Source organism: Natrinema sp. SYSU A 869 (genome assembly GCF_019879105.1).
Lineage (GTDB): Archaea > Halobacteriota > Halobacteria > Halobacteriales > Natrialbaceae > Natrinema.
In genome coordinates this window covers 26,689-40,119 of sequence record NZ_CP082247.1, presented here as the reverse complement: position 1 = coordinate 40,119, position 13,431 = coordinate 26,689, and the positions used below count along the sequence as shown (strand labels likewise).

Below are 13,431 nucleotides of genomic sequence, written 5' to 3'. Positions count from 1 at the left end.
CGTCGTTCGAGATGCCGGGCCCGCGTCCGCTCGTGAAGGTCGATATCGACCCGAGACCCGTTCTAGCGAAGACGAACTCCGTTCTTCACACATCGAAACCCGTTCTGGAGCGGCATATCGTCGCTACTGGTCGGGGGACGCGGCCGATCGAACGGGGGCTGTACAGTCAGTGTGTGAATTGTTCCGGAAGAGACGACGGAACCGACGTACCGAATCGGGACGCTCAAATCAAGTCGGTAAGCGATCGGCTATGAACGGGACCGGCGTCGAGCTGAACGCTGTTGAACTGAACGCCTGTCGGTCCGAACGGCAGATCCGTCCGCCGAACGGAATCGAAACAAAAACGGATCGCTCTGAGACGGGTCGACGGTGGTCGACTAGTAGTTCATGTAGACCGTCTTCGTCGACGTGAAGAAGTCGAGGCCGGCGTCGCCCTGTTCGCGGTAGGTGTCCGTCGAGGACTGTTTGTAGCCGCCGAAGGGACGTGCAGTTCGAGTCCGGTCGTTTTCTCGTTGACCTTCGCGACGCCCGACTCGACGTTCTCGGCGAACCGGTTGGCCTCGGTGAGGTCCTGCGTGATGATACTCGCCGAGAGTCCGTAGTCGATGTCGTTGGCGACCTCGAGGCCCTCCTCGAAGCTGCTGACCTTCAGCACTGCCAGTACCGGACCGAAGACCTCCTCCTGGGCGATGCGCATGTCGTTGGTCACGTCCGAGAAGACGGCCGGCTCGACGTAGTAGCCGTCGTCGTACTCGCCGCCAGTGAGCCGTTCGCCGCCGGTCTCGAGAGTCGCGCCGTCTTCCTCCGCGGCGATCTCGACGTACTCGAGGGTGCCCTCCAGTTCGCTGTTCGTGACGTGGGGGCCCATGTCGACGTCCTCGAGGCCGGAGCCGATCTCGATCGATTCGGCGTCGTCGGTGACGCCTGCGACGAACTCGTCGTAGACATCCTCGTGAACGATCGCCCGGGAGCAGGCGGTACAGGCCTGGCCGGTGACGCCGAACGCGCCGGCACTGACGATGTCGACCGCCTCGTCGACGTCGGCACTCGGCATCACGACCGTCGGGTTCTTTCCGCCCATCTCACACTGGACGCGTTTGAGATCGTCTGCAGCGGCCTGTGCGACGGCGGTCCCAACCGCCGTTGAGCCGGTAAAGGAGACAGCGTCGACACCTTCGTGATCGGTCAGCACGCTGCCGATTTCGCTCCCGGAGCCAGTGACGTGGTTCGCAACGCCGTCGGGAAGTCCCGCTTCGTCGAGTGCCTCGAGCAGTTTCACAGCGACGGTCGGTGCCGCCGAGGCGGGCTTGAGGACGGCCGTGTTGCCGGCCGCCAGCGCGGGTGCGAGCTTCCAGGCCGGGATCGCAATGGGGTAGTTCCACGGCGTGATCAGCGCGACTGTTCCCAGGGGTTCGCGCTTGGTAAAGAGGTCTTTGTCCGTGCCGCTGGGCGACTTGACGGTGCCGCCGAGATCGCTGGCCTTCTGTGCGTAGTAGTAGAAGATGTCGATCGCCCGTTGGACCTCACCGCCGGCTTCGCCGAGCGTCTTGCCCTCTTCGCGGGTCAGCGTCTCGGTCAGGTCGTCTTTTTGCTCTTCGAGGATCTGTGCCGTTTCCTGAAGGATCGCTCCCCGTTCCGGGCCAGGTGTTGACGCCCACTCGTCCTCGGCGGCGACTGCGGCCTCGATCGCCTCCTCGGCGTCCGCGGCCGAGGAGGACTGGAACTCCCCAACGACCTCGTTCGTGTTTGCAGGATTCAGTACCTCGAACGTATCGCCGGAACGCGATTCGACCCACTCTCCATCAACGTAGTTACGGTGCGCTGTCGACATTCAAACTAGCTATTCCATTCTTCTCCATACGAAGATTGGTCTTCCGGCAATATTACCAGCGCCAGTGACGACGGGCTTGACGGCGTCGGCTCGGTGTGACGAACCCTAACTAATTTATACGGGTGAAGCAAACCATCATGGTAATGGGTTCCACGCAGCGAGCAAGCGATCCGGAAACGACGTCCCAATTTCGAGAAACGGTTCTCGATCCGATCATCGACTCCCTCCTGTTGAAAATCGCGGCGGCGGGCGCCGTCATCGTCGCGCTGGGCACGATTTTGAACGGGGCAAGCATCGGAGGAGAGGGCGAACTGATGGGCATCTGGTCGGCGATCTTCGCCGTCTGGGGATCCGGGCTAATCCTCGTCGGACTGGGCCTCTACAGCTTTATCTGGTGGCGACGGCGCTGATGGGCGACTGTTGATGAAACCCTGAGCACGGACCATCCCCAACGGACAGGGCCTCGGTTTTCCAAGAGACACTCGACCTCTCTAGAAGACGTGGACGGTGACCTCTTCCAACGACCGTCAGAGGTGTCCACCGAGAACGGGTAGGTACCAACCGAAAGCGGGACCGAACGTGGCGCTGAATCCGACGAGCGATTCACGCCCTCAGATGACCCGATCGGGATCACCTCGGTGACTTCCGTGGTGGAGCCGCTCCGCTCCCCATCGACTACGATACGCTCGGAAACGGCACTTCAGAACGCCACCTCAGCGACAGGTGAGCTGTGACACGTTTCGCTCGCCGGGCCGTCGCTCCAGCGAGAGCCCGTCGATCTTCTGGATCGTTATCTCGCCGAGGACGTTGATCTCACAGCCCGATTCCAGATGACCACCGACGGTTCGGTCGCCGTCGAACGCGGTCACGTGGAGATGCGGTTCGCCGTCCGCGATGACACCGTTGATGTCGGTGACCTCCCAGGCTCCCTCGAGTTCGAGGTCGACGTTGCGGTCGGCCTGGTCGTCGGGGAGGTCCGTTCGATCGACATAGTGGATATTCAGCGTGCTGAACGTGCCGATACCGGTGACGACGGCACCGGTGTCGACATCGTGCTCTTCGCAGGCCTGTTCGATCGACTCGAGTGCCATGTCGCCGCGATCGAGACGGACGATTACGTGTCCGTCGTCGGATTCGAACGATTCCATGTGCACATCGTGGGACAGCCGTCGGAATAAACCTTGACGCCGCGGCAGGCGGTGGCGATACCAACGCGACGATCGACGTACTGGTACCAAATTTGAAGTACGGCCGAGCGGTCGATACGATATCTCATGGAGACTGTTAGATACGGGATCGTTGGAGCGACGGGGTACGGCAGCAACCACGCGGATGCGGTTGCGGCCATCGACGGCGCCGAGGTTGTCGCGGGCACGGCACGGAGCGAGGAGTCGATTGCGCCGTTCGAGACGGCCTACGACGCGACGGGATACACGGACTACGAGGAACTGTTCGCGGCGGAGTCCCTTGATGCGGTCAGTATCTGTACGCCCTCGGGGACCCACGCCGAAATCACGGTCGCTGCCGCTGACGCCGGGATTCACGTCCTCTCGGAGAAACCCCTTGACGTCTCTCTCGAGCGCGTCGACCGGATGATCGACGCCGCCGATCGCAACGACGTCCGTCTCGGCGGGATCTTCCAGCGGCGCTTCACGTCTGAGCGGTGGACCGCCCGACAGTGGGTCGAGGAGGGACGGTTTGGCGACCTGCTGTTGGCCGACACGGCGGTCAAGTGGCACCGCCCGCAGCGTTACTACGAGGACCACTGGCACGGTCGCCGCGACCTCGACGGCGGCGTCCTCATGCAGCAGGCGATCCACTTCGTCGACCTGCTCCAGTGGTTGACCGGCGGAATCGAGCGCGTGACCGCCGAGACAGCGACGCTGGCCCACGAGATGGAGTGCGAGGACGTTGCGGTCGTCAGCCTTCGATTCGAGAACGGCGCACGCGGCACAGTCGAGGCCACGACCGGCGTCCGCGGCGGGCACGAACGCGTCGAACTGAACGGCACCGACGGCTCGTACAACTCGGGAACGTTCGTCCTCGAGGACGAGGAAGTCGACCCCGAACTCGCGGAACCGCCCTGTGGGACAGGACTCGAGGGACAGATTCGGGACTTCGTCGCGGCAGTCCGCGAGGACCGCGAGCCGATCGTCAGCGGTCGGGACGCCCGCGACGCCGTGGAGGTCGTCCTCGCCGCCTATGCATCGGCTACTCTCGATCGCCCCGTACACGTCGACGAGGTGCGCGATCTGCAGGACCACACCTGACGAGCGGGACTCCGTCCGGCGAAGCTCGACGGACATCGTCCGAACAGTCGGTCACAGGGGACCGGAATCCGGCGTCACGCCGACTCGAGGAACTTCGCACAGACCGGTTTCGGCACCGGGAGTTCCGCGATCGGCTCGAGGCGTCCGGTCTCGTCGATCGCGAAGCCCACGACCGCGTTGCCGTGCTGATTGCTTGCGAGCAGCACCTCACCGTCAGGAGCGAGCGCGATATCACGGGGCGTCGCTCCACGCGTCGGTTCGTGAGCGACGGCCTCGAGGCGACCCGTCGTCGGGTCGACCGCGAAGACGGCGACGCTGTCGTGGCCCCGGTTGGAGACGTACACCCACCGGCCGGACGGATGGACGTGGACATCGGCGGGCTCGTTGTCTCCGTTGAACGCGGCCGGCAGGGTGCTCGACCGATCGATCGCCGCGAGCCCGCCAGTTTGGGGGTCGCGCTCGTACGCGCTCACCATTGAGTCGAGTTCGTCGACGACGTAACAGTAGGGATCAGTCGGATGGAAGGCGATATGACGCGGTCCCGCGCCTGCGCTAGCGGTCACCGGCCCGGCCTCGGCCGGCCGGAGCGCGCCGGACTCGTCAGGACGATAGATTGCGATGCGATCAGTGCCGAGATCCGGGACGTAACAGAACCGATTCTCCGGGCCGGGTGCGATTGCATGTGGATGCGCGGCCGCTTGCCGCTCCGGGTCGGAGCCAGAGCCCTCATGGCGGACGACGTCGGCGGCCTCGCCGAGTCGGCCATCGTCCGCAATTGGATACGCCGCCACGGTCGCGCCCTGATAGTTCGCGACAAACGCGTAGCGGCCAGTCGCGTCGACGCTGACGTAACAGGGACCGCCACCCTCGCTCGAGCGACCGTTGAGCCGTGTGAGTCGGCCGCTCTCGGCATCGATTCGGTAGGCCGACACGCGCCCGCCGTCGACGCGCTCGACCGCGTAGAGGGTCTCGCTGTCGGGACGAACCGCCAGAAACATCGGATTCGCCGCGGGTGTGCGTGCACGTTCGGTCAGCGTTCCGTCGGGTGTTACCTCCACGGTGACAATGCCGTCGCCGTTGCTCCCGGCCGAACAGACAAACGTCAGCTGCGAACGCCGTTGAGCCACGGTTAAACGGAACGAGCGGATATCCCTTGGTTGCACCGGAACCGACTCGCCCACCGGGTCGCTTACTCGTCGGGGGCGGGGTGTGACTGCCCGTCCGCGCCGGCGTCAGCGTCCCCGGACGCATCGTCGGACGCGTCGTTAGAGACGTATTCGAACACTTCATCCTCGGATCCCTCTCCGAGGTCGTCGGTCGCCTCGTCGACATCGACGTCGGCGTCCTGCAGTTCGTCAGCGACGATCCCGTCGTCCTCGATGTCGACCGCTGTGTCGAATCGGTCGAGGGTGTTGCTCAACTGCACGGCCTGTTGGGCCAGTTGGCTGGCGTTGTGCGAAACCTGGGTCAGCGCCGACGTCTGTTCCTCAGCGGACGCGGCGACAGATTCCGTCTCCTGGGACGTCTGCCTGCTGATCGTCGCGACGTCGTCGACCACGCCGGCCGTCTCGCTGACGGCGACGGCTTGATCGTCGGTGGCCGTGCTGATCTCCTGGATTCCTTCGTTGGTCCGCTCTGCGTAGGTGGCGATCTCCTCGAGCGCGTCGACGGCGTCCTCGACGGTGCCGACACTCTTGGTGACCTGCTCGCTCGTCCGCCCGACGACCGTGGCGGCATCGTCGGCCGCCGCCTGCAAGGTCGTCAACTGCTGTTCGATCTCGTTGGTCGCTTCTCTGGTCTCCTGTGACAGTTGCTTTACCTCTTTGGCAACGGCACCGAACCCATCGCCGTCCTCGTCGTGGGTTCTGGAGGCCTCGATATTGGCGTTGAGCGCGAGCATGTTGGTCTGCTCGGCGATTTCGTCGATAAACTCGATCAGCTCGTCGATCTGTTCAATCTCCCGCTGGAGGCGCTCGAACTGCTCGACGACGTCGTCGGTATCGTCGGCGACGACGGTCATCTCCTCGGCGGCCTGATTGGCCGCTTTTCGTCCACGGTTGCCGGCCGTGGCGGTCTGTTCGGCGATATCCGCCACCGCGTCGGAGGACGACGCGATCTCTTCGGTCGTCGACGAGAGCGTGTTCAGTTCGCTCGTCGCCTCCTCGACGTGTTCGTGCTGGCGCTCCGCGCCGTCGGAGATCCGTTGGACGGACTCAGAGACCTGCTCGCTTGCGTTTCTGACCTCTTCGGAACTGGCGGTCACTTCCTCGCTGGCGGCCGCAACCTCGGCTGCGAACTGCTTGACGTGCGCGGTCGTCTCCTCAATGGCACCGATCATCTCGTTGAATTCCCGGGCGATCGACTCCATCGCGTCGTTGTCGCTGTCGGGGTCCATCCGCTGTGTGAGATCACCTTGTGCGCACTCACGCATGATCTGACTGTACTCGTCGGCCTTGCGTTCCAGATGCACGTTGGTGCGTTGGGTCTCCTGTTTCGCCGCTTCGGCCGTCTGCCGGGCCGTTTCGGTCTCACGGATATGGTCGCGTAATGCGTCGCGCATCGATCCGAATCTGCCGTAGAGCTGTCCGATTTCATCGATTCGGGACGTCTGTAGGTCTACATCGAGCTTCCCCTCCTCCATCGTCTGGGCCTTGTCCCGTAGCCGCGTGAGCGGCACTGCGGTCTGTCGCCCGATGACGACGGTGATTCCGAGCACTGCGATCAGTCCGACGCCTACGACGCCGAGCATGGACTGACCGACGATGTTCGCGGTCTGGAACGCCACCGATTTCGGGACCGTCGTGACCAGCAGCCAGTCGGTACCGACGATCGCCATGACCGCGTGGACGTGTGAGTCGCTCTCGATTGTTTCGATCGACTCGATGCCCGGTTGCACATCGCCGTCGGTTACCTCAGTTGGGAGCGGCTCGTCCTCGGACCCGGCCACCATCGAGGCGTCGTCGTCGGTGACGAGCGCCGTCTGTTGCTCCTCGAACGGCTGGTGGAGTCCCAGCATTTGCTCTTTGACACCGCCGATGAGGACGACGACCCTGTCCTCATTGTCCAACACCGGCGTGGCAAAGTAGACGGCACGGCCGTCGGCGGCTTCGAAGGACGTTTCGCTCGTGTCCACCTGATATACCGTGTCGCTGATGTCCTGATACTGCGAGACGTCTGCCCACGGTTCGTCAATTTCCTCGAGCGTTTTGCCGCTCGCGCTCTTGGAATCGGAGGCGACGAGCGTCCCCTCCTCGCGGTCGATCACGTGGATTGCCCTGACCGTCTGCGACATACTGTTCGATCTGGCAAACAACTGTCCCTCGATGGCCGTGGCGTCATCATGTGTGAGTTCGTCGTCGGCGGCTATCGCGCTCGTCTGGCGTTTCATCTCCGACATCCAGTCCCCGACCGCGTCGCTCTGGAGCGACGCTGCCGACTGCATCTGTTGGTCGGCGTTGTCCGTAACGGATTGATTGGCACGGACGTAGCCGACGCTTCCCACGAGCGCCAATACAACGACGATGATGAGAAGCAATACACCTAGTTTGTACGCGAACCGCTGCCGAACGACGGACGGAGTGATCGTCCGAACGAGTCGTCCCCCAATCGAGCTCTCACTACTCACCCCTGACCGCCTCCACTGACCAGTCTTCGTTCATATCCCAACTCGAAATATTCTCCATAATAAATAAATCTTGCTAGGATACATGATGGTGGACAGTAATGGTCAGATAGCGTTGTGACATGCTGTGGAGTCGGTCAAACCCGTGGCCGTGCTCGCAGTATCGGCCTCGAGAATCGGTTGCGTCTCGACGCGACGTCCCGTCGACAAGAGTAATCGATTCAGTCGAGCAGTCCGTCGCCTACGAACGAGTACCGGTCTGCGAGGTCAATGCGCTCGTCAGCGCGGCCGGACTCGTAAGCGGCCATCGTGACGATCATCGTCCGGAACGCGTCTCGGACCGTGATCGGCGGTTCGGTTCCCTCGAGGACCGACTCAGTGAACGCCTCGGCCTTCGTCTGGCGACCGTGGTAGTTGAGGTGCTGATCGTGCTCGGTGCCCTCGGCGTCGATCGTGTAGCCGGTGCGCTCGTCCCACTCCCGGCCCTCGAGGTAGACGGCACCGTCGTCGTCCCAGATGTGAATGTGCTCGCGGGTACTGGCGACGATCCCAGTATCCGAGAAATTGGCGATCGCGCCGTTGTCGAACTCGATGGTGATCGAGGACTGCTTGTCGAAGATTTGCTCGTCGTCGTGGAACTCGACGTTGGCGTTGACGTGGGTCGGCGTGAGGCCGGTTACCCAGAGGATCGCGTCGATGACGTGCGAACCGACGTTCAGGAGGTGGCCGCCGCCGCTCAGGTCGGGGTCCATCCGCCAGTCGTCCATGTTCTCGTAGTACGACCGCCAGTCGTGGGTGATCTCACCGGTGATGAACGTCGGATCGTTGTCGCCCGCCGCCCACCGCTGGCGGGCGTTGATAAACGCCGGATTCAGGTGTCGCTGGTAGCCCAGCATCATCACCCGGTCGGTCTCCTGATCGCGCTGGTAGAGATCGCGGGCGTCCTCGACGCTGGTCGCCAGCGGTTTCTCACAGAGCACGTGGAGGTCGCGCTCGAGCGCGGCGACCGTCTGGTCGTAGTGGAGCCCGTTCGGCGTGGCGATCGCTGCCGCGTCGAGGGCCTCCTCGTCGAGCATCGTCTCGTAGTCGGTGTACTGGGTCGACGCCGCCACCTCGAGTTCACGGCCCGCTTCGACTAGATTCTCTTCGCTGACGTCGGCGAGCGCGACCAGTTCGGCGTCGGGTATGGAATTGAACTGTTGTCCGAGTCGGACGCCGAGGCTCCCGAGCCCGACGAGTCCAACGCGGAGATCGGCTGCAGATGAATCGACCATGTCGTAGTCACGCATACAGCCAAACTCCCTATAATTGTTTTGTTCGACGGCGCTTCCGCGGGAGTCCGTCGGCGGGCCGACCGAGAGCCGTACCCTCGAGACGACGGCGCTGCGATACCCGGTAGCGAACCGAACGGTGTTCTGTGCTACTCGGGACCGACCGTCTTCGCCGCGGAGAGTCGCTCGAACTGGTCGTCAGAGAGCGACACGTCCGCGGCGCCGAGGTTCTCCTCCAACTGGTCGACCGTGCTGGCGCCGACGATGGGGGCCGTGATGTCGGGATGACAGAGCTGCCACGCGAGGGCGACCTGCGCCGGGGTCGCGCCGACCTCATCCGCGACCTCAAGGAGGACGTCGAGCGCGTCGAAGTTCCGCTCCGTCAGGTACCGCTCTGCGAACCGACTATCTATCGCAGCGGTCGACTCCTCGTAACCCGTGTCGCCGCGCCGGTACTTGCCGGTCAGGAACCCCCACGCGAGCGGACTCCACGTCACGGCGCCGAGCCCGTAATCGCGACACATCGGGAGATAGTTCGCGTCGATCGCCCGGTCCACGAGGTTGTACCGCGGCTGTGTGACCGTGAACGGTTCGTACCCCTCTCGCCGGGCAATCTCGTTGGCCTTGACGATCTTCCACGCGTCGGGACGGCCCGAGGAGATGCCGAGATAGTTGACTTTCCCGGACTCGACGAGTCCGTTCAGGGTGCGCATGAACTCCTCGGCCGGGGTGTCGTCGTCCCACCGGTGGCAGTAGAGCAGATCGATGTAGTCCGTTCCCAGTCGCTCGAGACAGGTGTCGACCTGCTGGCGCAAGTGGCGACGGTTGAGCCCCTGTGCGTTGGGGTCGTTCTCCCGTCGCGGGCGGTGGATCTTCGTGGCGACGACGTAGTTGAGGCGGTCGCGGTCCTCGAGCCAGTTGCCGATCCACCGCTCGGCCCGTCCGTCGCCGTACTTGTCGGCGGTGTCGATGAAGTTCCCGCCCGCGTCGGCGTAGGCGTCGAGGAGTTCGGACGCGCGTTCCTCGTCCGTCTCGACCACCCCTTCCGCGTCGTAGCGCTCCTCGCCGTCCACGAGCCGCCGCCCGAAGCGCCACGTCCCCAGCGCGAGTTCGCTCACTTCGAGCCCGGTGCTGCCCAGTGACACGCGATCGATTGCCATGTTCTCCTCGAGACGGACCACCACAGTAAAGCTATGGTCGGACCGACCGCGCACATCCGTCCTCGCGGTCACGACGGCAGAAAGGGACCGCAATCGTCACCGACGTCCCGCGCTCCGTGCTCGAACGGTCGTCGGTCCCGGCCGCGCCTCGCCGCTCAGGAGTCGTCGACCGTCGCGTCGCTGTCGTCGGCGATCTCGACGTCGTCGGCCAGCGAGCCGTGGTTTCCGGCGAGGGAAATTTCGCGCGTTTCCGGCCCGCTCGCCTCGAGGAACGGTCCCTCCGATTGGGGCGCGCAGTCGCGGACGCGCGTCCGGTCGACGTTTTGCAGGGTGACGACGGGCGCGGCCTGATCGTCCGGGACGCGCAGGCCGTCGATCGTCACGTCCTCGGTCTCCTCGAAGCGCATCGCCGGGCTGCCGGGCGTCCGGATTCGAACGTTGTGAAACGAGATGTCGGCGATCGATTTGCAGAACAGGCCGTGGGTCTGCTCGTAGTCGTAGGCCATCGCGGGATCGAGGTCCGTCGCGTCGAGCGATCGGGTCGCGTCGATCTGGACGTCGCTAAACGAGATCCCTTCGAAGTACTGCTCGGGGAGGCCGGCGAAGAAGCCGGCGGTCTCGACCTCGCGGGCGGTAATGTTGGTAAAGGAGATGTTCCGTACCATCGGCGTTCCCTCGTCGACCGGTTCGGGATCGCTGTCGAGGGGGGTGAAGTAGTAGCCGTTGATGACAAACGGACAGGCGATTCGCCGCATGACGATGTTATCGAACCGGAGGTCTTCGACGACGCCCCCGCGGTCGCGCTGGGTCTTGATCCGCACGCCGCGGTCCGTATCGGTGAACGTGCAGTTAGTGACGGTGACGTCCCGAACGTCGCCGGACATCTCGCTCCCGATGACGACGCCGCCGTGGCCCGCCTCGACGGTACAGTTGGTGACGGTGATCTGGGACGCCGGCTCGCCGACTTCTCGAGCCTCGGCGTTCTTTCCGGACTTGATGCAGATCGCGTCGTCGCCCGCGTTGATGTACGTGTCGCTGATCCGGACGTACCGCGAGGAGTCGATGTCGATCCCGTCGCCGTTCGGTGCGTCCGCCGGGTTCTCGATGTTGACGTCGTGGATCGTGACGTTCTCGGAGTAGACGACGTGGGTGTTCCAGAACGGCGAGTTTCGCAGGGTCACGCCGGAGACGGAGACGTTCTCCGAGTCGAAGATCTGGAACAGCGGCGGTCGGTGCGTGAAGCTGCTGACGTCGTCCTGTTTCTCGTTTTTCGCCTCGAACTCGGCCAGCCGCTTCTGGAGGCCGTCTGGGATCTCGGAATCGGGTGCGTCGTAGAACTGCCACCAGTACTCGCCGCCGCCGTCGATCGTCCCGCGACCGGTGATCGAGACGTTCTCGGCGTCGTCGACGAGCAAACACGGGTGGAAGCCGTACTGGTTCCACCCCTCCCAGCGGCTCTTGACGGTCGGGAAGGCATCGTAGTCGCCGATGAACTGCAGCGTCGCCCCCGCGTCCACGTGCAGTGTCGTGTGATCGCCGACCCGAAGCGGGGCGGTCACGTACGTACCGGGCGGAACGTACACTGTCCCGCCCGACTCGGCACACTCGTCGAGCGCAGTCTGGATCGCGTCGGTATCAGGATCGTCCGAATCGTCGAGCGCGCCGTACTCGCGAATATCGAACAAATCCGTGTTAGGTACTGCCATCGTCTGAATATTTCGGAGTACAGGAATAAACGTTGCGCCAGTGGTGACCCGACGACCGACCGTCGACCTCGCCGGAAACGATGTCTCCCTTATGCCGCGAGGATATCGGCTTCCTCGAGATTCCACGTCTCGAGGTACTCGCGTTCGCGGTCGACGAGCTCGACGAACAGGTCCTCGGCAGCAGTTCGCTCGATCGTGACGAGCGGATCGTTCAGGAACGCTCGGAACGCCCGATCGAGGTCGCCCTCGACCCCGGCCTCGACGAGCGTCTCCTGATTGGTCACGTGAGTCATCACCATCGAGCGAACCTCGGGGGAAGCGAGCCTGCGGTGATCGGTGAGACGTTGTCACCGGTGAGCAGCGCGTTCGTTTCGACCACGGCTCCCTCAGGGAGGTCGACGACTTGTCCCTCGTTGGGGTAGTTCAGGTGCGTTTCGACGGGCTCGAGCCCTAACAGCGCCCGGAATATGTCGACGGCCTCCTCGCCGGACTCGGAGAACTCGAACTCGTCGTCGCCCGAGAGGTATCGTTCGGTCTGGGTCGGTCCCTCGTCCGGTAGCCGTGCCGAACTCGGCGTGAATCGGATCCCCCACTGGTGAAGCTCTTCGGGGTCGTCGACGTCGAGGTACCAGGGGACGAACTCGACGAGGTGGCGGTCGCCGGCCGCGCCCAGCAGGTCGAACCGCTCGTAGAGGTCGAACGCAACGCGGTAGTTGTTGACCCAGTAGGACGCGTCGGCCATCTCGCCGGAATCGAACCCCTTCAGGGGCTTCCGCTCCTCGAGTTCGTCCTCGAGATAGCGGACGAGATCGTAGCCGCGCCACCGCGCCTCGTCGATCCACGTGAAGTGGTTGATCCCCTTGACGTTCACGCGGACCTCCTCGCGGTCGACGTTCTCGGCCTCGTCGACGTATCGCTCGGCGATGTCGGCGAACTGTTCCTGAAACTTGAACACCTCGTGGCAGAGCCCGATGGCCTTGATATCGGGGTACTCCTCGTAGAGCGTCCGGGTGCAGACGGTCATCGGGTTCGTGTAGTTGATCACCCAGGCGTCGGGGCACTGCTCGCGGACCGTCGCCGCGATCTCGCGGTACTGGGGGATCGCCCGCATCGAGCGCAGGATCCCGCCGGGGCCGACGGTGTCGGCGACCGGCTGATGGATGCCGTACTGCTTGGGAACGTCGATGTCGTGAACGAACGTCTCCGCTGGCGGGTCCTGAATCGAGCAGACGACGAAGTCGGCGCCAGCGAGGGCGTCGTCCATCTCGCGATAGGCCTCGAACGTCCACTCTCCGTCGGCGCTCTCGCGCTCGACGATCTCGTTCCCCAGTTCGGCGTTTTTCGTAGCGGCCTCGTGGTCGACGTCGTACAGCGCCACCGTCCCGGCAATGTCACCGCACTGCGCGAGGTCGTTGATGAGGGTATGTGCCCAGCCTTGGCTTCCGCCTCCGACGTATCCGATCTTCACACGGGGTGTCGCGTTTCTCGACCGACTACCGAGTTGATGCATGCGTATACTACGCGGGCGGAATCCGTCAAAAGAATTGGCATTTGGTAACAATCCTGCCGCA

At 63.8% G+C, this 13,431-nt stretch carries 8 protein-coding genes and 2 pseudogenes; 2 read left to right on the top strand and 8 right to left on the bottom strand.

The genetic code is table 11. The annotated features are described in order from the left end of the window. Window positions 1–377 precede the first annotated feature (377 nt). A pseudogene (locus tag K6I40_RS00135) lies at window positions 378–1,831 on the bottom strand (aldehyde dehydrogenase family protein). 143 nt (window positions 1,832–1,974) lie between these two features. Here K6I40_RS00135 and K6I40_RS00130 point away from each other — a divergent pair. Beyond that, the gene (locus tag K6I40_RS00130) at window positions 1,975–2,241 is read left to right on the top strand and encodes a hypothetical protein (RefSeq protein ID WP_222912953.1); all 267 of its coding nucleotides are present in this window, start codon (window positions 1,975–1,977) and stop codon (window positions 2,239–2,241) included. A 303-nt stretch (window positions 2,242–2,544) separates the two neighbouring features. Here K6I40_RS00130 and K6I40_RS00125 read toward each other — a convergent pair whose 3' ends face one another. Beyond that, window positions 2,545–2,979, bottom strand: coding sequence for a PPC domain-containing DNA-binding protein (locus tag K6I40_RS00125; RefSeq protein WP_222912952.1), 435 nt, complete (start codon window positions 2,977–2,979; stop codon window positions 2,545–2,547). A 126-nt stretch (window positions 2,980–3,105) separates the two neighbouring features. Here K6I40_RS00125 and K6I40_RS00120 point away from each other — a divergent pair, with 126 nt between their 5' ends. Beyond that, window positions 3,106–4,101, top strand: coding sequence for a Gfo/Idh/MocA family oxidoreductase (locus tag K6I40_RS00120; protein WP_222912949.1), 996 nt, complete (start codon window positions 3,106–3,108; stop codon window positions 4,099–4,101). Between the two features lie 74 nt (window positions 4,102–4,175). Here the strand turns inward: K6I40_RS00120 and K6I40_RS00115 are convergent, their stop codons facing one another. The 6 genes and pseudogenes from K6I40_RS00115 to K6I40_RS00090 all read right to left on the bottom strand — a co-directional run bounded on the left by K6I40_RS00115 (window position 4,176) and on the right by K6I40_RS00090 (window position 13,370). Further along, window positions 4,176–5,159 carry a lactonase family protein gene (locus K6I40_RS00115; RefSeq protein WP_255681387.1) on the bottom strand — a complete coding sequence of 328 codons (984 nt, stop codon included), beginning with the start codon at window positions 5,157–5,159 and terminating at the stop codon, window positions 4,176–4,178. Between the two features lie 131 nt (window positions 5,160–5,290). Further along, window positions 5,291–7,726: a methyl-accepting chemotaxis protein gene (locus tag K6I40_RS00110; protein WP_255681386.1), complete on the bottom strand. Its 2,436-nt coding sequence runs from the start codon at window positions 7,724–7,726 to the stop codon at window positions 5,291–5,293. Between the two features lie 218 nt (window positions 7,727–7,944). Then, the gene (locus K6I40_RS00105) at window positions 7,945–9,012 is read right to left on the bottom strand and encodes a Gfo/Idh/MocA family oxidoreductase (protein ID WP_222912947.1); all 1,068 of its coding nucleotides are present in this window, start codon (window positions 9,010–9,012) and stop codon (window positions 7,945–7,947) included. 131 nt (window positions 9,013–9,143) lie between these two features. After that, a complete protein-coding gene (locus tag K6I40_RS00100; protein ID WP_222912946.1) occupies window positions 9,144–10,154 on the bottom strand; it encodes an aldo/keto reductase in 1,011 nt (336 codons plus the stop codon). Window positions 10,155–10,309: 155 nt separating this feature from the next. Beyond that, window positions 10,310–11,860 (bottom strand): glycoside hydrolase family 28 protein, encoded by a 1,551-nt coding sequence (locus K6I40_RS00095; protein ID WP_222912945.1) that lies wholly within the window; start codon window positions 11,858–11,860, stop codon window positions 10,310–10,312. 89 nt (window positions 11,861–11,949) lie between these two features. Continuing rightward, a pseudogene (locus K6I40_RS00090) lies at window positions 11,950–13,370 on the bottom strand (glycoside hydrolase family 4). Between the last annotated feature and the right edge of the window lie 61 nt (window positions 13,371–13,431).